We start from the raw sequence: 25,891 nt of genomic DNA on the forward strand, positions 1-25,891 counted from the left end.
AAAATATGACAAAAAAAATAGCACTTCTGTTATTACCGTTTATTTTAATTTCATGTAACGGGCTTGGACTAAAAAGGGTAAAAAATATTGTTGAATTGACTCCTAAATTAGCGATTCAGACCAATGAGCCGATATATTTAGATTCTAATGCAAATATATATGCATTTAATGCAAATATGCTTAAGAATAAACAGTATAGTTTCGCTAGAAGCAAAACAATTACCGAGCCAGTTTTTATAGGCGATATGATTTATGCATTGGATATTAGATCAAATATTTCTGCATTTTCTATAGAGCAAAATAAGATTATTTGGTCTTATAATTTAAGTAGACATAAAAAAGATAATTATATAGGCGGCGGAATTTTACACCATAGTGGAAAATTATACGTAACATACGGTTCAAGGTTGTTAGTAGTGCTAGATGCAAAATCAGGTTATGAAATAATTAGAAAAGAACTTCCGGATATTATTAGAATTAAGCCTATTGTGCTAAATGATAATACTGTCTTAGTACAAACTATCAGTAATCAAACTATTGCTTTAAATGCAGAAACTTTAAAAACCGTATGGGAACATGAAAGCCTAGCGGAAGTTTTATCGGCTAGTTATTTTATGACGCCGATAGTACAACATGACAATGTAATAGTAACTTATAATTCCGGGCAAGTACTTGCCTTAAATATAAAAAATGGTGAAGTAAGATGGAATTTTGAGTTTGCAAATCTTAATGATCATACAGCTATACCGAATTTTGATGAATCAAGTATTTTATGTACCCCCGTTCATGATAATATGAATCTGTATATAGCGACCGGTCTTGGTAAGCTTATTAAACTGAGTACAGCAACCGGTAGTGTGATTTGGCAGGTAAATGCCGAGGATATTCAATCAATGTCTTTAATCGGTAATAGCCTATTTGTAATAAATAATGCAAGACAAATAGCAGCGTTTAATCCTGAAACAGGGAAAGTAAAGTTTGTAACTGATTTAAATGATGGAAAGGATCCTAAGAAACTAAAATCTGCTACTTTTTTAGTACCTTTTGTTGGAGTTGATAATAACAATAAGCGAAGTTTAAATGTTATTTCCGTTAACGGTGTTTTATATAGTTTTGATGTTGATAATAATGGATTAAACATGATGCCTCATATTGTCAAAATTATAAAAAATATTCGTTATTATGGGCTAAGAGCAAATAATAATTTATATTTTTCTACCGATAGAAAAATAATATTTGGAAGTAAATAGGATTGCCTAGAAAAAGTTGTTTTATATAGCATAGCTTAGTCTTCCGGTGTCATTCCCGCGGAAGCGGGAATCTAGAAAAAAGCGAGATAAATCGAGCTTTTAATTTTAAAAACTTACTGTGTATACACCTTTTAATTACTAGATTCCCGCGAAAGCAAGAATGATATAGAAACTTTAGGTTAACTCTTTTTAGACAATACCAGTAAATAGATTATATTTAACTTGACAAATGGCAGGTATTAATGCTATTAAGTATGTTTCTTAAGTCTTTATTTAAAAAATTAAAAAGATAATATTGTGAAAACTTACTCGGCAAAGCCATCGGAAATTGAAAAGAAATGGTGGGTCATAGACGCAAAAAATATTGTACTAGGACGACTCGCTAGCAGAGTTGCTAGTATGCTACGCGGTAAGCATAAGCCTAGCTTTACACCTCATTTAGATTGTGGTGATAATATAATCATAATAAATGCGGAACATGTAAAATTAACAGGTAAAAAAGTGAATCCCAAAGACGGAAAAATATATTACAGGCATACAGGATTTCCAGGTGGGATAAAAGATACTACGGCAGGTAAAATCTTAAGCGGTAAACACCCTGAGAGAGTTATTAAAATGGCCGTAAAAAGAATGATTACAAGAAATGTTTTAGGTGCTAAGCAAATGAGTAATTTGTATGTTTATGCAAATGGTGATCATCCTCATATGGCACAACAACCTACTGTTTATGATTTTGCAAGCCAAAATCCAAAAAATAAAAAGTAATAGAATATGACCGAGTTAAAAATTAAAACAGAAAAAGTAGAAAAGCAGTTAACTAAAGAACCTTTAAAACCGGTATTAAAAACTCCTAAAGAAAAAATAGATAATTCAGGCAAGTTTTATGCTACAGGTAAAAGAAAAAATGCTATAGCACGAGTATGGCTTAAAGTAGGAAAAGGAAAAATAGTTGTTAATAAAAAAACAATAGACCAGTATTTTCCTTCTGAAACTTATGTGAAAACTATCTTACAGCCTTTTGTCTTAACAAAAACTATTGATCAGTATGATATAATTTGTACTGTTAGAGGTGGAGGAATTTCAGGACAGAAAGGTGCTATTTTACATGGAATTTCTAAAGCTTTAGATAAATCTGCTCCGGATGTTCATGCTATTTTGCGTAAAGGCGGTCTTTTAACACGTGATTCTAGGGTAGTAGAGCGTAAGAAATACGGACAACGTAAAGCACGTAAGAAAACACAATTCTCTAAACGTTAAGATAAAATTTGAGAAGTTGCTAGTCAATTGATCCATGCAACAATACACTATTTTTGTTTAGAATGACACTTCTTTACGATCTTAACAAATTATATAAACACTTTTCCCCTGGCGGGGTAGCTCAGCTGGTTAGAGCAACGGAATCATAATCCGTGTGTCGGGGGTTCAAATCCCTCCCTCGCTACCATTCATTCGTCTTTTTGAAAGTTCTATAGTAAACTGATTTGAACTTTGTGCTTCGTTGTTTATCGTCTCGCCTATTAATATATAGGCTCTACCCTCGTGCCTGTCACAAAATGGGGTTGAGTTTACTATAGTTTTTAATAAAATTTTGTATAAGATAAATATTAGACTTCTTGCATAACCTATCTTATAAAGAGGAATTTGAAGGAGACACGGAACACAGAACCGGAGCATAGTCAAATCTATGTGAGGATTCAAGTACCGGATTACCTTTAGAAAGAGGTTATGCAAGAAGTCTATTTTATATTAGGTTCTGTGAAGATCTCTAAAAAGATTTGATTTGTACTAAAAAATATCTCAAAATAACAAATCAATTAGAAACCTTTACCAAGTCTAGCATTTTATGAAATTGATTTTAACAAGTTTAATTCTTATATTTATGAGCTTTCTTCCAATATATGCTAAATCCTTACCTAAAGGGTTCGTATATCTGAAAGATATCGATCCTACAATTATTCAAAGTATGCGTTATTATTCAGATAAAAATTTTGTTGGTAAAAAGGTAGAGGGTTATAAAGCACCGGAAGCAATTTTAACCATAGAAGCTCTGCTAAGGCTCTTAAAGTAGTACAAGCTGAGATAAAAAAAGATGGTTATTCACTTATTATATATGATGCATATAGACCATAAAAAGCTGTACAACACTTTTTAAGATGGAGCAAAGATAATATTGATCAAAAAAATAAGGAAAGCTTTTACCCATATATAGATAAGTCTAAATGTTTTACATTAGGTTATATAGCTGAAAGATCCAGTCATAGTAGGGGTAGTACTGTAGATTTATCAATAATAAAAATTCAGCAGAAAGTTAATAATAACCCGAAAGTCATTAAGAGAAAGTTGAAAGACGAGCGTGTTATATCCTATTTAGATGACAATACGGTAGACATGTATACTTCTTTTGACGTATTTGATGAAGCTTCACATCATGACAGTAAATTAATTGATAAGCAATATTTAGCAAAACGTAATTATTTACGTTCTAAGATGCAAAAACATAATTTTACAGCATGTCAAATTGAGTGATGGCATTATACACTTGAAGATGAGCCTTATAAAGATCAATATTTTAACTTTGATATAGAATAAAAAACTATGATAGTATTAAGCAAGAAAAGATGCATACCATGTGAGGGCGGTATTCCGCCGCTTGAGAAAAAAGAAATTGATAAGTTACTAGCAGAGTTATAAAATGATTGGCAAGTGAATGAATTAGGGCATCTTTATAAAAAATATAAATTTTCTAATTTTATAAAAGCTATGGAATTTGTAAATAAGATAGCTGAAATTGCAGAGCAGAAGCACATCATCCCGATTTAACTATATCTTGGGGAGCATGTAGTGTGGAAATATGGACTCATACAATCGACGGTCTTACAGAAAACGACTTTATATTGGCTGTAAAGATAGAGAAAACTAATTAGCTCTTGAACATCTGCTAATATTTATTTGACAAAAATAAATATATAAATATACTTGAAATTATTACATAATGACGTCATTTTTTCATGGAAATCTTAAGAAATAATTTACTATCTAAAATTGAAGAAGAATATTCTATTCACCAAGTTTGCGGGTTAGTAGGACCAAGGCAATCGGGTAAAACAACATTAGTAAAATCTTATTTAAACAGTATAGAAATACCTACACATTTTCTTTGATTGTGAAAATCCTTTACATTTAGCTAGACTTGAAAATCCAATGCTTACTTTTCAAGAATTTACAAGGCTTGATAGTAATTGATGAAGTACAATTAAGACCCGATTTATTTCCTGTGCTACGTGTAATTGTAGATAACAATAAAGAAAGTAAGTTTCTAGTTACAGGCAGTGCTTCACGTGATCTACTAAACCAATCTTCTGAAACCTTAGCAGGAAGAATAGGTTATCACCAGGTTACTCCTTTCACTCTTGAAGAAGTTAAAGATTGGAAATTATTATGGAAAAGAGGTGGATTCCTAAAGTCATTTCTAGCTGCTTCTAATAAATTAAGTGAACGATGGCGGGATGAATATATAAAAACTTTCTTAGAAAGAGATATATTAAAACCTGGCTTTGATTTAACCCCTTCAATTGTTAATAAATTATGGCGTATGCTTAGTTTTATGCAAGCTCAAGTTTTAAATATTCATCATTTAAGTCAATCCTTGGGAATAGATCATCGTACTGTTAAAAGGTATCTTAATATTTTGGAAAGTGCTTTTATGATTACTTTATTAAGACCATGGCACAACAATTCAAAAAAACGTGATGTAAAATCTCCTAAAATATACATTAGAGATAGTGGTTTATTATATAGATTACTTGGATTATCAGATGAAGAAATAGAATTTAACCCAAAACTTGGAGCTTCTTTTGAAGGCTTGGTTATTGAAGAGATAGTACGTCATTTTAATGCTTATGAAACTTCTTATTTTTGGGCTACTCATAGCGGAGCTGAACTTGATTACTTATAACAAATGGAATAAGAAAAATAGGATTTGAAATAAAATATACTGAAAACCCTAAGATAACAAAATCAATGAATATCGCTTTGAATGACTTAGAATTAGAACATTTATATTTAATAATCCCAAGTAACGAAAAATTTAAACTCTCTGAGAATATTACTTGTTTAGGAATTGAAAATCTTAGGTTTTGTAAAGATTTCTAATTTATTTACTGATAGCCTCTTATATATTAAAAGTAAGAAAAACTACTGAATTAATGATTCAAATTCTTTTACGACGGCTTGATAAAGTTTCCGTTTGAAAGGAATTATAATAGATAATAGCTCGTCAAGTGATGCCCAACGCCATTGATCAAATTCCGGATTAGAGGTATTTATATTAATATCTTCGTTATTTCCGGTAAATCTAATGAGAAACCAGCGTTGTTTCTGTCCACGAAAATTACCGTTCCACAATTTAGGTATTAAAAAGCTTGGTACATCATAACTATACCAGCATTTGCTTTCGGCAATAATATATCCTTTATCGCTTCCTATTTCTTCTAACATCTCACGCATTGCTGCAATACTTGGTGTTTCGCCGGGAACTATCCCACCTTGCGGCATTTGCCATGCAGATATTTTTGTATCTATTCTTTTACCGACGAATATATGGTTATCGGCATTTAATATCATCATGCCGACCCCTGGTCTATATGGTAAATCAAGATGTTTTTTGGAAGAATTTCTCATTATTTTTTTACTTTAAAAAATCAATTATAATTTTACTACTTTATTTTTACCCGTTCTTTTAGCTTCATACATAGCTTTGTCAGCACGTTCAATGAAAGATTCTATTGATTCTTCTTTTTTATATTCCGTAACTCCGATTGAAATAGTTTTTTTTAAAGGTTCAATTTGATCTTCAATGTGAAAATCCATATATTCTATTTTAACTCTAACTCTCTCCGCAGTTTCAATTGCTTTAGAAATATCTATATCCGTTAAGAGTATAGTAAATTCTTCACCGCCGAATCTTGCTATTAAGTCTGTTACTCTGAGAGTATTCTTCAAAATACGGGATACAATTGTTAAAACCTTATCGCCTGCTTGATGACCGTAAGTATCATTTACATGTTTAAAATTGTCGATATCACACATAAGTAAATATAATTTAATACTTTCTTTATTAGCTTTCTCAATCATTTGTTTAAGGTGTATATCGAAATAGCGACGATTAAATAAGCCGGTTAAGCTGTCTTTAGCTGCTAAATTAACACTTTGTTCAAGATCATTACGTAAATTATCTTGGTATTGCTTACGCCTTAATTGTGTTCTAATTCTAGCAAGCAATTCGCTTTCCTCTATAGGATAAACGAAATAATCATTAATACCGAGTTCAATACCTTTCACAACCAAAGGCATACCGTCTTCATCAATTTGTAAAATTATTACCACGCCACTTATTTCTGCTTTACCTCTTAAAATAACACTGATCCTCAAAGGATCTTCATTTTCGAGCGTACTACTGATAATTACTAAATCGGGTGTATATTCATTTATAATATCTAATTCATCGGAATTACTTATTACCTTTACGTTTTGGGTAATCTTAAGTAACATTTGTTTTATATTTTTAGCTTGTACTATATCATCATTAATTAGTAATATTTTTTTATCTGTGAAAGTGTCATGCATTTCGATATTTGTTACGCCTAATAATGCATTAGTGTTATTACGAAGCTTTAACTCATCAATTAAGCTTTTCATTCTAGATAGCGATTTAAGTCTTACAAATAGAGCAGTATCGTTAATCGGCTTTGTTAAAAACTCATCAGCTCCTGCCTCAAGACCTTTAACTCGATCATCAATATCGGAAAGTGCAGTTACCATTACAACCGGTATATGAGTAGTTTCCGGATCGGTTTTTATCGTTTTACATACCTCAAATCCATCCATTTCCGGCATCATAACATCAAGTAGTATAATATCAATTTTTCCCTTTTTAAGAATTGCTAGTGCTTCTTTGCCGCTATTTGCAGTAAGAACCGTATAATACTCTTTTAAAAGTTTGGCTGTTAGTAACTTAATATTGGTTTCTATATCGTCTACTACTAATATTGTGGTCATAAGATTAAATTCTTGTTTTTAAAGGAAATAATTTGTATATTTATACTTTAATTTTAAGTTTTAAATGTATAATATATGAAAATTTCAGCAAGTTCAATTAGAACAGGTAACATATTAGTTTATAATAATGATTTATGGGTTGTAAGCAAAACACCGGAACATACTCAACCAGGGAAAGGCGGAGCTTATGTACAAGTTGAGATGAAAAATTTAAAAACAGGGACAAAGCGTAACGAAAGATTCAGTTCTTCCGATTATTTAGAAAAAGCTGAACTTGAACAAAAAGATTATCAATTTTTATATTTTGAAGGTGATGATTTGGTATTGATGGATACCAAACATTTTGATCAAATAAATGTTCCCAAGGAAATTTTAGAAGAAAAATTACCTTTCTTAACTGAAAATATGATTGTTAAAGTCGAATTTTATAATGAAAAGCCTTTAAATATTGAGCTTCCTCCAACTGTTATACTTGAGATTAGTGAAACTGATCCGGTAATAAAAGGAGCAACCGCTACCGCTTCTTATAAACCAGCAATTTTAGAAAACGGTATTAAAGTTAAGGTGCCGCAATATTTAGAAATAGGAGAAAAAATTGTTGTTAAAACTGATGATATGACATATGTTGAAAGAGCCAAATAAGTATAATTGTCATACTATGGCTTGACCACGGTATCCATATAAAATTAAAAAAAAACTAGACCCCGTGATCAAGTTACGGGGTGACATCTGTTTCTGGATTCCTGCACTCAACGGAATGACAACCAAGCCATGCAACAATATGCCTACAAGCTCGTGGACATAACAACGAGAAATTAACTATCATTTACATCAAATGCAACCTATAACTAATTTATTAATTAATGCCCTGCGTAAAGCAGTTAAGTTTTTGCATAGAGATTTTTTAGAACTCGAAATGCTACAAAAAAATTCTGTAAGAAATGAAGAATTTTGCAAGCGATCTTATTTAAAATTAAAAACTTTATTATGTGAAGAATTAAAAAAACATACACAATATTTATTTTTTCCGGAAGATAAATTCGATTTAAATAATAATTATGAGAGTGTTTTTGTAATTAATCCTATAGATAGCCCAAATAATTTCGCCAGAAGCATACCTTTTTTTGCGATATCCGTAACTTATTTAAAAAGGAATCAAGAAGTTTTAACTCCTACTTCTACAGTAATATATTTCCCTGCTCTTAATGAAATTTATTATGCTGAAAAAGGTAAAGGAGCTTGGATAGAAAAAAATAATTTAAACTCTAATTATCAAGGGTTAAGACTTAGAGTTTCCGATAATGCCGATTTAAAGAACTGTTTAGCAATTATTGAAGATGTAAATCATAATGATTTGGAGGAGATATACTCCGGTGAAGTGAAGAGTGATTATATAAATAATATGAGATCTTTTGGCTCTCCTTGCTATGCAGCTACGCTTGTAGCTTCAGGTAAAGCGGATTTAATATGTTTATCATTATTAAATTTTACATTATATTATGCATTTGAGCTTCTTATTAAGGAAGCAGGTGGGATAATTATAGATTCTAGCGATAAATTTATATATTCAAATCGTTATATTGCTAAGAAACTTAAAAAATATTAGACAAGAAATTATTTTAGATTTGCATTTTTATTGTTAGAATATAATAATATTAATATAATTATTAATTCATAAAGTTATGGCACATTATAAAGAGTTTGAATTTGACTGCGATTTTGGTGGACAAAGAGCCAAGTTTAAGTTTTATATAGGTATGCCGCAAGAAGGGCATCATCCGCTACAATTTCAAGCAAAATGGTTATCTGACGAAAGAGGCGGTACTATTCCTGATGAGGTTATGAAAGCAATATCACAGCTAAATGATCTTGCCAAAAAACACGGTGTTCCACTTCCGGATTTATGCGTATATGCTCTTGGTTCTGCTCAAGAAGCCCAAGCTACCCATCAAGAAGAAGATGAAGACGAGAGTGAGAACCAAGAAGATAAAGCAGAGCAGGCATAGTTTAAAAATAATAAGGAGATTCATAGAGATTAAAATGAAACAATATAATGATTTATTTAAAATTATTCACCGCGAAGGATATATATTTATTGCTAGCTTTGCATTAGTAAGTTTTTTATTAGCATCATTTAATGAAAAACTTGGCTGTATTGGATTTATTGCTACTGCTTGGTGTATTTATTTTTTCCGTGATCCTGATCGCTTTGTGCCTATAAGTGATGATCTGGTAATAAGTCCTGCAGATGGAATAATTCAAGAAATTAAGGAAGCATTGCCGCCGCTGGAATTAGGGCTTGGTGATGTGGAAATGATTAGAGTTAGTATTTTTCTAAATATTTTTAATGTCCATGTTAATAGAATTCCGGCAAACGGAAAAATTTTAGCACTTCATTATAATCCGGGAAAATTTTTTAATGCTTCACTCGATAAAGCTAGTATTTATAATGAGCGTCAATCAGTATTAATGGAAACTGATCAAGGACAGAAAATTGTTTTTGTTCAAATAGCCGGACTGATAGCAAGGCGTATAGTTTGTGATTTAGAAGAGGGTAATGAAGTTAAAACGGGCGAGCGATACGGTATAATTCGTTTCGGTAGCAGAGTAGATGTTTATCTACCGTTGAAAACAGCTTTATTAGTGAGTAAAGGGCAGACTGCTATAGGTGGTGAAACTATCATTGCTGATTTTGGACGTAAAAAGACAGCAGAATTTAAGTTTGAGAGGAAGTAGTCTCATAACTTCAAAACCGTCATTGTGAGCAGCCGTAGGCTGCGTGGCAATCTCATGAAATAGTAACAAACTCCTGAGATTGCTTCGTCAAAACTTACAGTTTTTTCTCGCAATGACGTTATAAATACATTTTGAGTATAAAAATTGTTAAGAATTCGTAAATCTATAATAACTAAGCCTGTACCTCTAATAAAATTAATTCCCAACTTTATTACGTTGCTTGGTTTAGTAACCGGTATGAGTTCTATAAAATTTGCTTTGGATAGCCGATGGGAACTTGCGGTATATTGCATTATAGTAGCGGCAATTATTGACGGTATCGACGGTAGAATAGCAAGGATACTAAATGCAGCTAGCCCATTTGGGGCAGAGCTTGATTCATTATGCGATTTTGCTAATTTCGGTATAGCTCCTGCTTATTTAATATATTTATGGTCTTTTCAACAATATGAGTATAAGGTATTTTCATCAGCAGTAATGCTATTATTTATAGTGTGTATGGCATTGCGTTTAGCTCGCTTTAACGTTGGTATTTATCAACCGAAACAAGATAAAAAAACTGAATATTTTTTTACCGGTGTACCTGCTCCATGCGGTGCTTTACTTGCTTTAATGCCTGTAATGATAGATTTTGAAATCGGTATGTTATTAAATATCAATACACGTACTCACACCATAACAATTAATATATATTTAGCTATTATAGCTTTTCTACTTGCTAGTAGGCTTCCTACAATCTCAACAAAAAATTTAAGTATTAAACCTGAATATTTATCGCTTGCAATGATTTTAGTTGCTATTGTTATTATAAATCTTATCATATATCCATGGTATTCACTGCCGTTAATTGCAGTTATATATATTCTTTCTATACCAATTTGTTATTTTTTTAAACATAGAGGGTATTGGTAAAGTTAATTATGCCGAGTGTATTACAACAAGCTATCGACAAATATAAACATCATATATTTACTAAATATGTAATTATTATAGCCTTAATAATATTTATTTATTTGGGATATAGAATTTATGTTTGGGCAAATACACAATTCACGGATAATGCTTACATAGATGCAGATATTTCAAATGTTAGTGCTGAAGTTAGTGGTGTTTTAACAAAGTTATTTGTTACCGATAATACTAAAGTTAATAAAGGCGATCTGATAGGTGAAATTGACGATAGAGATTATAAGGCAAAGCTTGCAGCACTTGAAGCATCTATTGAAGCTTGCATAAAAAATATAGAAATTATAGAGCAAAAAATCTCAATAGGGCGGATTAGCCTAGAACAAGCAGCTGAAAAATCAAAGCTTACTAAAATAAGCTTTGATATTGCTTCAACGGATTTTACTAGAGTGCAGGAATTAAATAAGGCAAAATTTGCTAGCTCTAAAACGTTAGATGATTCTAAGAACGCATATCAAAAAGCCAAAACGGATTATAAACAAGCACAGTTAGATTTAGATATATCTAAGCAAAATTTACAGCTTCTTGAGCTTGAAAAAGCAGCAGAACAGGAAAAACTTAAAGAGCTAACGGAAAATAAAAAAGTAACCTTAAGGAGCTTACAAAATACTAAACTTATTGCTATGGTACCCGGTATATTCGGTAATAGTAGTTTAGAAGTCGGAAATTATATATTACCCGGTAGAGCATTGTTTTCTATAGTGCAGGATAATTCAATGTATATTCAAGCTAATTTTAAGGAAACACAAATTAAGAAATTTAAGTCCGGCATGAAAGTCAAAATTGAATTTGATGCTTTGCCTAAAAAGGTAATTTACGGGAAGATTCGTAATATCGCTCCTGCTACCGGCTCTAAATTTAGCTTAATCCCACCAGATAATGCTACCGGTAATTTTACTAAAATCGTACAACGTGTACCTGTTTTAATAGATTTTGAATCCCCAAATGCTAATCTAGTTCCCGGCATGTCAGCAATCGTATCCATTAGAACGGATCAAAGGACGTAATTTTCGCTAAAGAATAGCCATATTATAATTATTCTATCAAAAGTATATACAGAATCTAGTATATTTACTTAAAAAGTTATATAATATAAGTAATACTAATAAGTAATAATTAATATGCAAAGATATTTAGATCCTACGAATGATATTTATTTAAAAAAATCTTTCGTGATTTAGAGAGGTTAAAGGAATTTATCAATGCAGTTCTTGAACTACCTGAGGGGCTTAGAATTAAAGAAATAGAATTTATACCTGTAGAGCAAGTACCTATGCTCGATAAAGGGAAAAAAAAGCATAGTTGATTTAAAGGTTAAAGATGAAGCCGGTAGCTGGTATATAATCGAGATGCAAAAAAGAAATGAAAGCGATTACTTAAAAAGAGTACAATATTATTCTGCTCATTCTTATGTACAGCAACTTACACAAGGAATAAAGCATAAAGATTTATTACCGGTAATAGTTATTTCGCTTATAAAGACTAAAATGTTTGATGACGAAGTGCCTTGTATCAGTCTTCATAAAATGCTTGAAACTAAAACAAATAAGCAATATTTATTTGATTTTTCCTATGTATTTATAGAGCTTAAAAAGTTTGATAAAGATAAGTTTGATACTACTATAGATGAGTGGCTACATTTATTTAAATGTGCAGAAAACGAAACTAGCCCGCCTGCAAATATAAAGAGCGAGAAAGTATTAGATGCATACAATGTAATAGAAATGCATCACCTCACACCCCCGAAGAATATGATGCCTATATAAGAGCAAAATTAATGGAAGATGCTGAAGAAATAGCTTTAGAAGAAAAGTTTGAAAAAGGTAAAGCTGAATTAATATAAATGATGTTAAAACAAGGCAAACTGTTCAGCAAATAATAGAGTTTACAGGGTTATCTAAGGAAGAAACAGAAGAGCTAAAAGCAAAAATAGAAAATTCTAAAGCTAGTTGATTAATTATTTACCCCTTAACTCTGCTAATTCTTTTTTTAGTTTTATTACTAAAGTTTGTAATTTTTCAAATTCTTCGCGAGTGACGTAATTACCTTTAAGTATTTTACCCTCAATTATGCCACAGCTTTTATCCGCTATACTATTTAAGACTTTTTGTGCTACGCTGCTAGCTCCAACAGCTACTTTTAAAATATTATTTGTTTTCATAGTACCTCTATCGATAAAGCATGCAAGCCGCTATTAAATTCATCGGCAAGTAAGTTATTAATAGTGCGATGATTGGCAATTAGGCTTTTTCCCTGTAATGTTTCTGCAGAAATTCTTATTTTTATATGGCTGTGGATTCCGTCATAATGACTCGCATGTTTATAGCTTTCATCTATTATTTCTTGAAAATGTGGTTTTAACACACTTAATTTTTCTTGTATCCTTTCTATGCGGCTCATATTTTTATTTCATTTACAGTAAAAATGTCCTAATATTCTTAAGTATATAATTTTATGATAAAAATGGCAATGTCAGAATTAATAACGGATTATAAAGATTTACAAGATGAGATAGATAAATTGGAAAAAGGCGTATGTTTTGCTTGTAGATTAGTTAATTATGATGAAATAGAATTTATAGAGCAAGATAAACACTTTATAATTAAAGATTTAGATCAAATCATTGAAGATATAAGCAAAGAACTTAATATTTTTTCAAAGTTTAAGAAAATAAAGCAAGATAGAATATTATTTATCCTAAATACTACTGATTCTGACTTAATTAAAAATTTTGCTAGAAAATTATATTTATTTTCGCAGCTTTATATTAATGAACAGAAGCCGGCAATTTATATGAATTGTTATATTGCTAGTATTAAATTTCCAAAAGTAAGTAATAATGCTAAAGAAATTGAAAAAACATTAAATATGTTACTTGCACAAAATAATAATTATTATTACCGTGAATATAGCAGTACAGAACATGATTTGGAAAATATAAGAAAATCTAATCTTCAGCTTAACTTACTACGACAAGCCTTAGCAAAAAAGACTATGCGATTTGCTTATCAGCCTATAATAGATCGCAATACTATGAAAATTCATTATTATGAATGTCTGCTTCGTATACCTGACGAGAACGGCGTTTATATTTCCATAGGTCCTATAATCCCTATTGCTGAAAATAAAGGATTAATTTTTATAATTGATCAAATTGTTTTGGAAATGACTGTTAATGAACTTGCCCGCAACCCAAACTTAATGTTAGCCGTTAATATTTCAAATATAGGAACAAGCGATGAAGCTTTATGGGAAATAGCAGAAAACTTATTAAAAGCTCATAATGTTCGGGATCGCTTAATTATTGAAATTACAGAAACTTCTTTCAATGAGAATTACGATAAAATAACTTTATTTATTAATAAACTACGTAAGTACGGATGTAAATTTGCATTAGACGATTTTGGTTCGGGTTTTACTTCTTTTAAACAACTTCAAAGCTTACCAATTGATATTATCAAAATTGACGGTAAATATGTGCGTAGTATTACAAGTGATGTACAAAGTAGGTATTTCATAGAAAGATTAATTAAAATTTCAGAAGATTTAGGTATTGAAATAGTAGCTGAATTCGTAGAAAACGGAGAAATAGCTAAATTTTTAATTGATCTAAAAGTCGGTGGGCTACAAGGGAACTTCTATTCCGAAGCAAAGTTTGATAGGGTGGATGAGGTTTAATTATTGTCATACCGCGACTTGGTCGTGGTATCTCATGATATAGCCTGTGACACAAGATCCCGTGGTCAAGGCCACGGGATGACAAAGGGCTTGACAACCTACATAAAAACCTATATGCAGAACTCAACTTTAAATGATTAAACTTAGATGCTGTTACTTGAATTAAAAAAAACTAATCAAACCTTAGAAACTATACATTTTATAGGGATCGGTGGCGTTGGAATGAGCGGTATTGCCGAGATATTACATAATCTAGGTTATAAAGTACAAGGTTCCGATTTAGTAGAAAATTATAATACTAAAAGGCTTGAGTCATACGGCATTAAAATATTTTTAGGACACGCTGAGCAAAACATTACCAATGTTTCGTATGTTGTTATTTCATCGGCAATTAATCCAAATAATCCTGAAATACAAGAGGCATTAGAGTGTAAAATTCCGATTATTAGACGTGCGGAAATGCTTGCTGAACTTATGAGATTAAAATGTTCAGTAGCAGTTTCGGGATCGCATGGTAAAACCACTACTACTTCTTTAGTTGCTTGTTTATTTGAGGCCACCGGTTTATGTCCTACGGTTATTAACGGCGGGATCATAAATAATAAATCGACTAATGCATATCTTGGTTCAAGTAATTATTTAATTGCGGAAGCCGATGAATCGGATGCAACGTTTATTCATATTCCATCAACTATTGCGATAATAACTAACATTGACCCCGAACATTTAGATTATTATAAAGATTTTGAAACATTAATTGGTGCTTTTAAAAGCTTTATTACTAATTTGCCGTTTTACGGTTTTGCCGTTTGTTGTATCGATCATAAAATAGTTCGTAAGTTAGTAGATGATATTACTGAAAGGAAGATTGTTACTTATGGAATCGATTCGGAAGATGCTCATATTATAGCGTTTAATATTAACACTGATATTGCCTCCTCTACTTTTGACGTAAAAATTAGTCTACCAAATGTACTAGGTACAACGATTATTGAAAAAATTACTATTCCAACGCCTGGAAGACATAATATTTTAAATAGTCTTGCTGCAATTGCCGTTGGGATAGAATTAGATTTCGGTATTAAAGCTATTAAAAACGGTTTTAATAATTTTAAAGGAGTGAAGAGAAGATTTACTAAAGTAGCGGAATATAATAGGGCTTCAATTATTGATGATTACGCTCATCATCCTGAGGAAATCAAAGCAACACTTGCGACGGCTAAAAATATAGCAAATAAACAAAACGGTAAAGTTATTGCTATTTTTCAGCCTCACAGATATTCAAGAATGCAGCATTTATTTGATGATTTTATGCTTTGCTTCGCTGATGCCGATATACTCTATATTACCGATATATATGCTGCAGGTGAAAACCCTATAGAAGGAATTACAGGACAAAGTTTAGTTGATAAGATTACTAAGAATAAGCATCACGATAAAGCAAATTTTCTAGTGCAGCTAGATGATGCGGTTGGGGTTATTATAGATAATGCAGCTTCCGGTGATATGATAATTATGATGGGAGCAGGTAATATTTCAAGTTTTGCTAATGAATTAGATGGGAGATTGTCATCCCGCGACTTGATCACGGGATCTCAGAATACAGACTGCGATACAAGATCCCGTGATCAAGTCGCGGGATGACAGTAAAAATATGTTAATTTTACCGATAGTAAAAGGCGAGTATAAAAAAGATTATAATTTAAAACATCTGACATGGTTTAAAGTAGGCGGTAATGCCAAAATTTTCTTTAAACCTTTAGATAGCGAAGATTTAAAAAGTTTCTTAATACAAAATAAGCAAAAATTATCTATAACTACTTTTGGAGCAGGCTCAAATATTATTATAAGAGACGGCGGCATAGAAGGGGTCGTTATAAAACTTGGTCAGAATTTTAGCAATATTGAGTTTATAGATAATCATTTGATAGTAGGTAGCAGCTGCCTTAATTATAATTTAGCAAAATTCTGTCAAGTAAATGCTATTTCCGGTTTTGAGTTTTTAGTAGGTATTCCAGGGACTATCGGCGGCGGAGTTGCTATGAATGCCGGTGCTTACGGCTCTGAATTTAAAGATATTATAGTGAAGATTGAAGCGATTGACTTTGCAGGAAACTTTTTAACATTTGCCAATGAAGAAATCGGTTTTAAATATCGCAGTAATAATTTACCAAAGGATTTAATTATTCTCAAAGTCGTTTTTAAAGTAAATAAAGGCGATAGTGAAAATATCTTATTACGGATGAATGAAATAAATAACGCAAGATCATCTACGCAGCCTATTAAAGAACGTACAGGAGGTAGTACTTTTGCAAATCCTGAAGGGCTTAAATCTTGGGAACTTATTGACAAAGCAGGGCTTAGAGGCTATAGAATAGGCGGTGCTTCGATGTCAGAACTTCATTGTAATTTTATGATAAATAACGGCGATGCTACCGCTAAGGATTTAGAAAATTTAGGTGATTTCATCCGGCAAAAAGTATTTGAAGATAGCGGGGTTGAATTAGAATGGGAGATTAAGAGAATAGGGGTATATCGATGAACACTTGTCATCCCGCGACCTGATCGCGGGCACTCAGGAGACAGACTATGATACAAGATCCCGCGATCAAGTCGCGGGATGACAATATAGAATCAAAGCAAATAATATGAAATATCAAACACATTGGGTGGAACACTCTGTAGTCAAAATATTAAGTAGTACCGGTAAAAAACATATAGCGTTAGTAGCGGGTGGTATGTCTGCTGAGCGAGAAGTATCTTTAGTGTCAAGCGAAGGAGTTAGTAAAGCTTTAATTGAATTAGGGTATAGAGTTACCTTTATTGATATGGGAGCAGATATTGCAGTTAAATTACAAGAAATAAAACCTGATATTGTTTTTAATTGCCTGCATGGTACATATGGTGAAGACGGTTGTTTACCAGGATTACTTAATATAATGCGGATTCCTTATACTCATAGCGGCGTGTTATCTTCAGCTTTAGCATTCGATAAAATACATTCTAGGAGCTGGTTTTTAACGAATAATATTAATATGGCAGAAAGTATTGTCGTAAGTAAAAGTGATGATATAAAAAGCGATCCTATGAAACATCCATATGTAATTAAGCCTTTTACGCAAGGATCAAGCATCGGTGTTGAGGTGATATTTGAAGAAGATGATTTTAACTTTGCCGATTATGATTTTCCTTATGGTGATCAGGTAATAATAGAGCAATATATAAAAGGGCGAGAATTGCAAGTAGCGGTATTAAACGGCAAAGCTCTTGGAGCTTTAGAGATTAAATTACTAAAAAATCGTTTCTATGATTATGAAACTAAATATACCGAAGGATTTGCTGAGCATCTTTATCCTGCTCCGCTACCTGCTAATTTATATGAAAAATTACTTATAGAATCAGAAAAAATTTATAAAACAATGAATTGTAAAGGTCCTGCTAGAGCAGAGTTTATTTTAGAAGATCAGACGAACAAATTATATGCTTTGGAGATAAATACTCACCCAGGTATGACGCCTTTATCCATAGTGCCGGAAATTGCAGCTTATGCAGGGATAAATTTCACTAACTTAATTGAAGAAATTATAAAGACGGCAAGCTTTAAATCATGAGAAAAAAAACAAGCTCCAATAAAAAAAAACAAACAAAAAAAACTAATAATATCTCATTACGCCGAAAATTAGGACTAATTTACAAAAAAGCAATATTAGGGCTTAAGATTGCTTTAATTATCTTTGTATGTCTATTTATTTTTACAAAATATTTTGCCGGCGTAAAAACCTACTTAACAACAAATATATACCAAACAACAACAAAACTTGGGTTTAAACTTGAGAATGTTATCATTGAAGGACAGCAAAATGTCGATGAGTCTACAATATTAAAGGTTTTAAATGCGAGTAAAGGTAGTCCTATTTTTGCTCTTAAATTAGACGAAATTAGAAATAATTTAAAGAAAAATAAATGGATCAAGGAAGTATATGTCAGTAGAAGATTACCAAATACGGTATATATAAAATTATTTGAAAGAGAACCTATTGCTATTTGGCAAATTAATAATCAGCTTTTCTTAGTCGATGAAGAAGGTTACGAAATTAGTAAAAATATTCAGCCTTTTCCTCATTTATTACATGTTGTAGGGGAAGGGGCAAATATCTATGCAGGTAAATTAGTAGTAGAGTTGCAGAAATATCCGGCATTAATGAATAAAACTTCAGCTGCTGTAAGACTCGGAGATAGAAGGTGGGATTTAAATCTTAAAGGTAATATAAGTATTAAGTTACCTGAAAAAGAGTTTGAAGAAGCATTAAAATATATCGATGCACTAAATAAAGCTAACAAGCTATTTAACCAAAATTATAAGGTTTTGGATTTGAGGGATAGAAATAAATATTATATTGAGAAGTACTGAGAATCGTCATTGCGAGGAGAAACATAGTTTCGACGTGGCAATCTTGTCACGCATCCTGAGATTGCTTCGTCGAATTACTTTGCAATTCTTCTCGCAATGACGTTTTTGGAATAACAAGCATAAAAAAATGAAAGAGAAAATATCAAATTTTGTAACACTTGATTTCGGTAGTAGTAAGATTGCCGTAATTGCTGCCTATATTAGTAAAAAAGGTGAAATTAAAGTAGCTAGCCAAAATTTGCATCATTCTAAAGGTATTAAATCAGGAGTTATATCAGATTTAAAAAATGCTGAAACTAGTATTGTTTCGGCAATTTACGCACTTGAAAAAGATTGCGGTAAAAATATAAAAAAAGTTATATTATCGTTATCAGGTGCTGACACTAAATCTTATTATATTAATTATACCATTAAAGTTAACGGGCAAACTGTAACGCAGCAGGATATTAAAAAGTTACTACAAAAAGCATTACTTGAATTTAAAGTTAAAAACCAAGAAATTATTCATTATTTTCCTCTTGAATTTACCCTTGATAATAATACAGTCGAGAATCCTATCGGTATGTATGGTAGAGAACTTAGTTGTGAATTACATATTATTGCAGCTAGTTCAAATATGTTATCAAATATTGTACAATGCTTCGCTAAATGTCATGTTGAAGTCACAAATATTACTCTAGCAATTTATGCTTCTGCTATTAGCTGTCTTACGAATGATGAAAAAAATCTAGGCTCGCTTATTATAGATATGGGTGATAAAACTACCTCTTTCGGCATTTTTTTTGCAGGTAAATTAATATATACAGGGCATGTAAATATAGGTAGTTTTCATATTAGCTCGGATATTGCTAAAGTCTTTGGTATTGATCTTGTTACGGCAGAGAAATTAAAAATTTTATACGGTAATGCAATTATACCTTTATTTGAGAAAGATAGTATTATAAATATGGATGATTTTCAGGTTGATACTCATCATAATTTAAATACTTCTGTAACAATTTATAAATTGGCTGAGGTAATAAGAGCAAGAGCCGAAGAAATATTATCAATGGTAAAAGCCAAATATGATAAAGCAACAAAAGGGCAGGTTGAAGTTTTTAGAGTTGTAATTACCGGCGGTGGGTCTCAGCTTAGAGGGCTTAAAGAGCTTTCAAATAGAGTTTTTGAAAAACAGAGTAGAATCGGTAAACCAGAGATTATTGCCGGTTTTACAGAAGACTATAATCCGGCTATGTATTCAGCAACTATAGGAATGCTAAAAATTCATGCTCTAAAACAGCAAAAAGAATTCGCTCATATTAGACTTGATGAAAATAGCAGCTTCTTTAAAAAAGCTTTTGATTGGTTTAAGGAGAATGTTTGAATTTGATTATTATTTTTTTTCTTGCTACTGTGGAAAAATACCTTGAGAATCATTATATAATTTCAAGGATTTGGAATCCTGCTTTTTCTAGCTGTTTAGTGTTTCAGCTTCTGTACGAAAAACTTGCCATGCAGCGTTAATAATATCGCTAAAAATAGTCTTTTGTTTTAAAGCATCCTCAGTATTAATATTTTTCCATGTAGATTCCTTTGATAATGTTGGAGGAGGCGTTAAAAAGCTTGCAATTAGTATGCCGCTAGGTTTAAGCACTTTACTAAATTGTTTATATAGATCAGTAACTTTATCATCATCAAATTCATAAATATTAAGACCATTACTCATAAGGATATCATATTCCTCGTGAATATCAAGATTCCAAGCATCTTGAAAGTTAACATGCGTAAGATGATGATTTTTAGCGTTTTCTTGTGCTAATTCTAAAGCAATAGCATCTAGATCAATCCCTGTCAGATGCATTTCTTTTATTTCGCTGTAATCTAATGTAAGCAAATCGTCCATAGTACCGCAAGGAACAGAAATAAATTTCATTCCGTCTTCTAACTTATCCTGTAAAATTTTTTGAAATATTTTAAAGCGTTCTTGGGTAGCTTTAACAGAAGGAGCATGATACAAAATCCATCTTTCTAAAGGGTGGAGTTTTTCTTTTTTAAGACCATGAATTATTATATAAGATGTCCAATAACCATTCAGTCTTTTATTGGCCAACAAAAAACGACCTAACTCAAATTCACGTAATTGATCAAGTAAGGCAAGCTGTTCATCTAATGGCAAAAAAGTAATATGCTTGTTTTCCAACTCTTTTTTGAGTTGCGAAGCATCAAAAGTAGATTTAGTTAATCCATGATGCATTATTAATCTTGGCATAAATTATATAGGGTTTGATTCTATGTTTTAGGTCTATGCTTAGAGCAAATTAGTACATTCCCTTTAACTTCGATAATAAAAAGTCGGTCGCCTGTTTTTGCATCGATTTCGTTTGGGGCAAGATAAGCATTCATAATAGTACCGGACCATCTTACTTGTCCTATAGTATCAGAAGAAACAGTAGCACTATAAACCTCTACCGTTTTGCCTATCATATCCGAGTAATTTTCTGTTTTATCAGTTTTATTATAAACATATTTTTTAAGAGGATAATATAATATGCAAAACCAAATAAGCGATAATATACCAAAAAATGTTATTTGATTTGTTAAGCTAACTAGAGTATAGTTATATACCACAAGAGTGTTTGATAATGCTCCGAGCCCAAAGAATAAGAATCCAATGCTTGGAATTGCAAAGGATTCAACAACTATACAAATTATGCCGATTATTAACCATATTTCGGTGAGATAATTATTTATCATGAACATAAGTTTTTAAAAATAATATTACGTCAGCTATGTCTTGTGGTTTTGAGATACCGGCAAAGGACATTTTAGTTCCTGAGGCATAGCTACTTGGCTTACGTAAGAAAGCAAATAAACTATCATCATCCCATACGCCGCCAAGTTTTGATAGAGCAGGGGAATATTTATAGTCTGCTATGCTTGCTTTTGGTCTGCCTGCTACATCCCACAAATGAGGTCCTATTTTGTTTGGACCGTCTTTATCAAGGGAATGACACATTAAACATTTCTTAGCTATCTGTTGACCATTATCGGCATTAGCGGCTTTCATCAATTCCGGTATATTTACCGGTGCTTGCTCTATTGCCGTAGTATCTTGATTTTCTGTCGATTCCTGAACTGCAATGCTATAACCACGATGTAAAACTTGTAAGTTTGGTTTGTATAATATATTTGCAACAAATCCAACCATCATAGCAATTAAACTAGCAAATAAGATGGCTGCAACAATTTTATTTAATTCTTTTCCAGACATTTATTTTGTTTCTTTATTAGAGTTTATACTATAATTTAAGTTGTAAGAGAAGTTAATTAAATAAATAAAAGAAAAATTTATAAAAATATTGTTCTTTGGAGAGAAAAATAAATGTCTGATTCAAAAAAATCAAGGGTTAGAAAAATATTTAATAAGTTAAAATCTTATTGGACTAGTTTTAGACAAAGTAAAATCGGTAAAATATTATTTAGCAATAGTTTAAGTTATGCAGTTTCCATAGCTTCTATAGCAATTACAGTTTCCGGACTTTTTACTCCTATATCACCGATAATTATGGCTGTAGCTGTGATTTCAGGCGTTAGCGTAGGAATTCAGGCTATAAACGAGACTTGGAAAGTACATAGTTTGCGTAAACTTCATAAAGAGAATAATTTATTAGTACATAACAGAAATGCTAAAAGTCAGCAAGATTATATATTATCATTAGAACCGAGCTTAAAAGATATTTTAAAAAATGAATTATATATGCCGCAAACGGCAGGTAAGGATTCTACTCAAGATAAGTATGAGTTAAATGTAAATAAATTGAAAAGTACAGGACGAATATTTGGAAATAATTTAGGTGGAGCTGCAAATTTGGCTGCCTCTATTATTAAAGGTGCTAGCGGTAATGTGCTTGATATATTAAAAGCTACGGGTTACGGTGTAGTTACGACCGCATCATTAATTATCGACGGTCTTACTGAAAAGGAAAAAATAGAAATAAAAGCAATATTTAAATTCAATATAAATGAAGAATATAAAAAACAAGATACTCCTATATATGAAAATTTAGAACAATTAGAGAATTATACTAAGAATCAAGTATTACAAACATTAGCTTTAAAAAAATTAATAACGGATAAGAATTATTGGAGTATGAATAAAGACCAAAAAATACAAAAATTTCGAGAAATAAGAGGCAGTTTTAATTTTGAAATAAAAAGAAACGGTTTAGAAGAATTTTTGAGAAAAAATAAAATAACAATGGATAATAGAAAAGAGAATTATGTTAAAGATATTAAAAATGTAATGAATCCATTTTATGAAAATCCTAGTAAAGCTGAAGGATATAGTCCTTTAACTAAAGCTATGGATAAAGATAAAGTTAATAATGCTGAAATAAAAAGGATGAAAAGTGAAAAGTCAAAAAGGATACAAAAAAGAAAGCGAAATTTAACAATATGAAATGATTATTATAACTCACTGGCAGTAACAAATTTGTAAGAGGTAGTATCGCTAAATATTCTATGCAATAATTCATTATTAAGAGCATGGCTGGTTTTATAGCCTTTAATTACACTTACAACGCTAGTGCCGCTGGTATATAAATCACCGAATAAATCTAATAGTTTATGGCGAACAAATTCATCTTCATAACGTAAGCCGTTTGGGTTTAAGATTTTATCTTGCTCATCTATTCCTATAGCATTCTCAAATGAGGCACCTTGGGCAAGTCCTTTGCTTTTCAAATAATCAATATCTCTTATAAATCCAAAAGTTCTAGCATCCGCAATATTTTTAGTAAAAGATTCTTGATCCCCAAAATTTAGATTTTGTCTGCCTATAGCTTTACTGCTAAAATCAATGGTTAAATCTACAGTCATGTGATCGGAAGGAGTACAATATAATTCACAATCTTTATGAACTACTTTTTTATCCTTTAAAATTTTTAGATATTTTTTAGGAGCATTTTGTAATTTTTTACCTGCACATTCAATCATAAACACAAAAGGTTTACTACTGCCGTCCATAATTGGTACTTCAGGGCCGTCAATTTTAATAATTGCATTATCAATGCTGCATCCCCAAAGTGCTGCCATTAAATGTTCAATTGTTGAAATTTGAACTTTATGATCATTACTTATAGTGGTAGATAACAAGGTATCGGAAACATTGAAATAGCTAGCTTCAATATAATTATTTTCAGAAGATATATCGGTTCTAATGAATATAATTCCGGTATTTTCTTTAGCGGGTTCTATAGTTAACTGGGTGCGTTTTCCTGAGTGAACCCCGATCCCGTAACAACTAACCGGTTTTAATAATGTACTTTGCTGCATTTTAGGCATTGTAAAAATATATTTAAGTATTAATATTTAATGCCAAATTATACAAGCTATATTATGTTACAAAATATTACATGAATGTCATTGCAAACGACTGAAAGGAGCGTGGCAATCTCATGAGGCGATATAAGAATTCCTGAGATTGCCACGTCGGTACTTCATACCTCCTCGCAATGACGAAAACCTCTTAAAATCTATACAATTTATACTTAATACAATACCAAAAATGATAAGCTACAAAACTACCGACTACGGCAAAAACGGAAAATAAGAAATCACTGCCGTTAATAGTGCCGTAAGGTACATGAGATGATAAAGCTCCGGCATATATACCGATGCTGCACATTGAAAAATACGAAAATAAAGCTGTTCTAAGTTCGTAATCCCTAAATTTATCAATTAGTATTAAAATATTGCAAATATAAATGGATCCTAAACAACTACCGATTAGTATTATATATAATATATTAAGGTTTTTATTAGTTCCATGAAGCGGTAGTAAAATAAAGCAGACTAGTAGAATTATAGTTAGTGATAAATTAGCCAAATATTTATTTACTTTGCTTAATATGTAGCATATAGGAATTATAGAAAAACATATTGCTAGGAAAATATATTTTAGTATGAGTCTTAAATTAATTAATGCTAATTCTTTCTTTAATGCAAAAGCTTCATAATACCATAATATATCTAGGGTGACATAAGCAACTACGAAGCCTGTCAATAATTGTAATTCGACATTTTTTATTAAGGATGAGAATTTTGAATTTAAATTTAATTTATGAGATGTAGGATTATAATGCAGAAATTCGGTTAGTATATTGATACAGTATAACAATGCACAAATTACTATAGTATTATTTGTCGGTTTTATAAATGGATTTAATAAATCTACCATTAAGTTTCCACCCGCCCATAACAACATTATAAAAGCTAAAAAAAAATATTTCTTTTCTTTGCTACTCTCAATAATGTCTAATGTTATAGAAGTGAAATATGAAAATGTTCCAAAATTAATTAAAATAAAATTAATTTTAATTAAAGTATAATTATTTAATAAAATTAGGTTTATTGTACAAATAATTAATAAAGATAAGCTAATTAAAATAATTTTTTTATTACTTAACTTATTAATTAACTGTGTTGAGGCAAAGCCTGCGATTATCGAACCTATAAATTTAGTTTGATTTATATGATTTATTTGTTCTCCGCCTAGATTTTTATTTATCAGTAAAAAGATTTTAAAATTATAAAAATTTATAGCATTGATACAGGAAAAAATAAATATTCCCAAAAGTGAGAAAAAAATAGTTTTATAATCGTTTTTTAAAGTCATAAATTAAGTGTTTGCTAAACATAAATACATGGTATATAACTCATAATTATAATGATTAAGATTAGACTTCTTGCAAAATTAACTTCTAAAGGTAATTTGTGCGTCAATCTGGTACTCGAGTCCTCACGTAGGTCTACT

Annotated in this window: 30 protein-coding genes, 1 tRNA gene and 2 pseudogenes; 24 read left to right on the forward strand and 9 right to left on the reverse strand. The window is 31.1% G+C overall.

The window, feature by feature from the left end; all coding sequences use genetic code 11:
- Nucleotides 1–5 precede the first annotated feature (5 nt).
- The 9 genes and pseudogenes from RAS_RS01940 (at nt 6) to RAS_RS01980 (ending at nt 5,205) form a co-directional block, all read left to right on the forward strand.
- On the forward strand, nt 6–1,250 hold the full coding sequence (locus tag RAS_RS01940; RefSeq protein ID WP_147141870.1) for an outer membrane protein assembly factor BamB: 1,245 nt from the start codon (nt 6–8) through the stop codon (nt 1,248–1,250).
- A gap of 297 nt (nt 1,251–1,547) precedes the next feature.
- A complete protein-coding gene (rplM, locus tag RAS_RS01945) occupies nt 1,548–2,015 on the forward strand; it encodes a 50S ribosomal protein L13 (RefSeq protein ID WP_147141873.1) in 468 nt (155 codons plus the stop codon).
- Between the two features lie 6 nt (nt 2,016–2,021).
- The gene (gene rpsI / locus RAS_RS01950; protein ID WP_010423593.1) at nt 2,022–2,507 is read left to right on the forward strand and encodes a 30S ribosomal protein S9; all 486 of its coding nucleotides are present in this window, start codon (nt 2,022–2,024) and stop codon (nt 2,505–2,507) included.
- 110 nt (nt 2,508–2,617) lie between these two features.
- Nucleotides 2,618–2,694 (forward strand) — tRNA-Met (locus RAS_RS01955).
- Nucleotides 2,695–3,093: 399 nt separating this feature from the next.
- Nucleotides 3,094–3,318 carry a M15 family metallopeptidase domain-containing protein gene (locus RAS_RS01965; protein WP_147141876.1) on the forward strand — a complete coding sequence of 75 codons (225 nt, stop codon included), beginning with the start codon at nt 3,094–3,096 and terminating at the stop codon, nt 3,316–3,318.
- Between the two features lie 320 nt (nt 3,319–3,638).
- The gene (locus RAS_RS01970) at nt 3,639–3,776 is read left to right on the forward strand and encodes a peptidase M15 (RefSeq protein ID WP_197734679.1); all 138 of its coding nucleotides are present in this window, start codon (nt 3,639–3,641) and stop codon (nt 3,774–3,776) included.
- 69 nt (nt 3,777–3,845) lie between these two features.
- Nucleotides 3,846–4,174 (forward strand): annotated as a pseudogene (locus RAS_RS01975) (4a-hydroxytetrahydrobiopterin dehydratase).
- Between the two features lie 84 nt (nt 4,175–4,258).
- A complete protein-coding gene (locus RAS_RS10660; RefSeq protein ID WP_332094804.1) occupies nt 4,259–4,411 on the forward strand; it encodes a hypothetical protein in 153 nt (50 codons plus the stop codon).
- A gap of 29 nt (nt 4,412–4,440) precedes the next feature.
- The gene (locus RAS_RS01980) at nt 4,441–5,205 is read left to right on the forward strand and encodes an ATP-binding protein (protein WP_332094805.1); all 765 of its coding nucleotides are present in this window, start codon (nt 4,441–4,443) and stop codon (nt 5,203–5,205) included.
- 239 nt (nt 5,206–5,444) lie between these two features.
- Here the strand turns inward: RAS_RS01980 and RAS_RS01985 are convergent, their stop codons facing one another.
- The gene (locus RAS_RS01985) at nt 5,445–5,930 is read right to left on the reverse strand and encodes an RNA pyrophosphohydrolase (RefSeq protein WP_008580323.1); all 486 of its coding nucleotides are present in this window, start codon (nt 5,928–5,930) and stop codon (nt 5,445–5,447) included.
- Between the two features lie 24 nt (nt 5,931–5,954).
- Entirely contained in the window at nt 5,955–7,307 is a 1,353-nt protein-coding gene (locus tag RAS_RS01990) for a PleD family two-component system response regulator (RefSeq protein WP_147141883.1), read from the reverse strand.
- A gap of 75 nt (nt 7,308–7,382) precedes the next feature.
- Here RAS_RS01990 and efp point away from each other — a divergent pair, with 75 nt between their 5' ends.
- The 8 genes and pseudogenes from efp to RAS_RS02035 all read left to right on the forward strand — a co-directional run bounded on the left by efp (nt 7,383) and on the right by RAS_RS02035 (nt 12,775).
- Entirely contained in the window at nt 7,383–7,949 is a 567-nt protein-coding gene (efp, locus tag RAS_RS01995) for an elongation factor P (RefSeq protein ID WP_010423577.1), read from the forward strand.
- Nucleotides 7,950–8,142: 193 nt separating this feature from the next.
- Entirely contained in the window at nt 8,143–8,913 is a 771-nt protein-coding gene (locus RAS_RS02000; RefSeq protein ID WP_147141886.1) for an inositol monophosphatase family protein, read from the forward strand.
- Nucleotides 8,914–8,989: 76 nt separating this feature from the next.
- Entirely contained in the window at nt 8,990–9,313 is a 324-nt protein-coding gene (locus tag RAS_RS02005; protein WP_147141888.1) for a DUF2610 domain-containing protein, read from the forward strand.
- Between the two features lie 34 nt (nt 9,314–9,347).
- Nucleotides 9,348–10,043: a phosphatidylserine decarboxylase gene (locus RAS_RS02010; protein ID WP_147141891.1), complete on the forward strand. Its 696-nt coding sequence runs from the start codon at nt 9,348–9,350 to the stop codon at nt 10,041–10,043.
- Nucleotides 10,044–10,187: 144 nt separating this feature from the next.
- Nucleotides 10,188–10,955 (forward strand): CDP-alcohol phosphatidyltransferase family protein, encoded by a 768-nt coding sequence (locus RAS_RS02020; RefSeq protein WP_147141897.1) that lies wholly within the window; start codon nt 10,188–10,190, stop codon nt 10,953–10,955.
- Between the two features lie 8 nt (nt 10,956–10,963).
- Nucleotides 10,964–12,016, forward strand: coding sequence for an HlyD family secretion protein (locus RAS_RS02025; RefSeq protein WP_147141900.1), 1,053 nt, complete (start codon nt 10,964–10,966; stop codon nt 12,014–12,016).
- A gap of 114 nt (nt 12,017–12,130) precedes the next feature.
- A pseudogene (locus RAS_RS10665) lies at nt 12,131–12,315 on the forward strand (hypothetical protein).
- A 37-nt stretch (nt 12,316–12,352) separates the two neighbouring features.
- Nucleotides 12,353–12,775: an Rpn family recombination-promoting nuclease/putative transposase gene (locus RAS_RS02035; RefSeq protein ID WP_232049350.1), complete on the forward strand. Its 423-nt coding sequence runs from the start codon at nt 12,353–12,355 to the stop codon at nt 12,773–12,775.
- Nucleotides 12,776–12,966: 191 nt separating this feature from the next.
- Here the strand turns inward: RAS_RS02035 and RAS_RS02040 are convergent, their stop codons facing one another.
- Together RAS_RS02040 and RAS_RS02045 are read right to left on the reverse strand one after the other, a co-directional pair.
- The gene (locus RAS_RS02040; protein ID WP_147141902.1) at nt 12,967–13,170 is read right to left on the reverse strand and encodes a hypothetical protein; all 204 of its coding nucleotides are present in this window, start codon (nt 13,168–13,170) and stop codon (nt 12,967–12,969) included.
- Nucleotides 13,167–13,409, reverse strand: coding sequence for a BolA family protein (locus tag RAS_RS02045; protein WP_010423560.1), 243 nt, complete (start codon nt 13,407–13,409; stop codon nt 13,167–13,169). The genes RAS_RS02040 and RAS_RS02045 overlap by 4 nt, the downstream gene beginning before the upstream one ends.
- Before the next feature lie 54 nt (nt 13,410–13,463).
- On the opposite strand from RAS_RS02045, the gene RAS_RS02050 reads away from it, so the two are divergent.
- The 6 genes from RAS_RS02050 to ftsA all read left to right on the forward strand — a co-directional run bounded on the left by RAS_RS02050 (nt 13,464) and on the right by ftsA (nt 20,461).
- Entirely contained in the window at nt 13,464–14,687 is a 1,224-nt protein-coding gene (locus RAS_RS02050; protein ID WP_147141905.1) for an EAL domain-containing protein, read from the forward strand.
- A 147-nt stretch (nt 14,688–14,834) separates the two neighbouring features.
- Nucleotides 14,835–16,331, forward strand: coding sequence for a UDP-N-acetylmuramate--L-alanine ligase (murC, locus tag RAS_RS02055; RefSeq protein ID WP_147141908.1), 1,497 nt, complete (start codon nt 14,835–14,837; stop codon nt 16,329–16,331).
- Between the two features lie 10 nt (nt 16,332–16,341).
- Nucleotides 16,342–17,229, forward strand: a complete 888-nt coding sequence (murB, locus tag RAS_RS02060) for a UDP-N-acetylmuramate dehydrogenase (RefSeq protein ID WP_147141911.1) — start codon at nt 16,342–16,344, stop codon at nt 17,227–17,229.
- A gap of 106 nt (nt 17,230–17,335) precedes the next feature.
- Nucleotides 17,336–18,298 (forward strand): D-alanine--D-alanine ligase, encoded by a 963-nt coding sequence (locus RAS_RS02065; RefSeq protein WP_147141914.1) that lies wholly within the window; start codon nt 17,336–17,338, stop codon nt 18,296–18,298.
- Complete coding sequence (locus RAS_RS02070) at nt 18,295–19,098, forward strand: cell division protein FtsQ/DivIB (protein ID WP_147141916.1); 804 nt, start codon at nt 18,295–18,297, stop codon at nt 19,096–19,098. The genes RAS_RS02065 and RAS_RS02070 overlap by 4 nt, the downstream gene beginning before the upstream one ends.
- Before the next feature lie 127 nt (nt 19,099–19,225).
- Nucleotides 19,226–20,461, forward strand: a complete 1,236-nt coding sequence (gene ftsA, locus RAS_RS02075; protein WP_147141919.1) for a cell division protein FtsA — start codon at nt 19,226–19,228, stop codon at nt 20,459–20,461.
- Nucleotides 20,462–20,548: 87 nt separating this feature from the next.
- Here ftsA and RAS_RS02080 read toward each other — a convergent pair whose 3' ends face one another.
- From RAS_RS02080 to RAS_RS02090, 3 genes are read right to left on the reverse strand one after another with little or no spacing between them, the layout of a single operon-like run.
- Nucleotides 20,549–21,346: a methyltransferase domain-containing protein gene (locus RAS_RS02080; RefSeq protein ID WP_147141922.1), complete on the reverse strand. Its 798-nt coding sequence runs from the start codon at nt 21,344–21,346 to the stop codon at nt 20,549–20,551.
- A gap of 20 nt (nt 21,347–21,366) precedes the next feature.
- On the reverse strand, nt 21,367–21,837 hold the full coding sequence (locus RAS_RS02085; protein WP_147141924.1) for an NfeD family protein: 471 nt from the start codon (nt 21,835–21,837) through the stop codon (nt 21,367–21,369).
- Nucleotides 21,821–22,348 (reverse strand): c-type cytochrome, encoded by a 528-nt coding sequence (locus RAS_RS02090; RefSeq protein ID WP_147141927.1) that lies wholly within the window; start codon nt 22,346–22,348, stop codon nt 21,821–21,823. The genes RAS_RS02085 and RAS_RS02090 overlap by 17 nt, the downstream gene beginning before the upstream one ends.
- A 111-nt stretch (nt 22,349–22,459) precedes the next feature.
- Here RAS_RS02090 and RAS_RS02095 point away from each other — a divergent pair, with 111 nt between their 5' ends.
- Nucleotides 22,460–23,536, forward strand: coding sequence for a hypothetical protein (locus RAS_RS02095; protein WP_147141930.1), 1,077 nt, complete (start codon nt 22,460–22,462; stop codon nt 23,534–23,536).
- A gap of 8 nt (nt 23,537–23,544) precedes the next feature.
- Here the strand turns inward: RAS_RS02095 and lpxC are convergent, their stop codons facing one another.
- Both lpxC and RAS_RS02105 read right to left on the reverse strand, forming a co-directional pair.
- Nucleotides 23,545–24,411 (reverse strand): UDP-3-O-acyl-N-acetylglucosamine deacetylase, encoded by an 867-nt coding sequence (gene lpxC / locus RAS_RS02100; RefSeq protein WP_147143935.1) that lies wholly within the window; start codon nt 24,409–24,411, stop codon nt 23,545–23,547.
- A gap of 193 nt (nt 24,412–24,604) precedes the next feature.
- Nucleotides 24,605–25,753 carry an MFS transporter gene (locus RAS_RS02105; RefSeq protein ID WP_147141933.1) on the reverse strand — a complete coding sequence of 383 codons (1,149 nt, stop codon included), beginning with the start codon at nt 25,751–25,753 and terminating at the stop codon, nt 24,605–24,607.
- Between the last annotated feature and the right edge of the window lie 138 nt (nt 25,754–25,891).

It is taken from the genome of Rickettsia asiatica (assembly GCF_007989425.1).
GTDB lineage: Bacteria > Pseudomonadota > Alphaproteobacteria > Rickettsiales > Rickettsiaceae > Rickettsia > Rickettsia helvetica.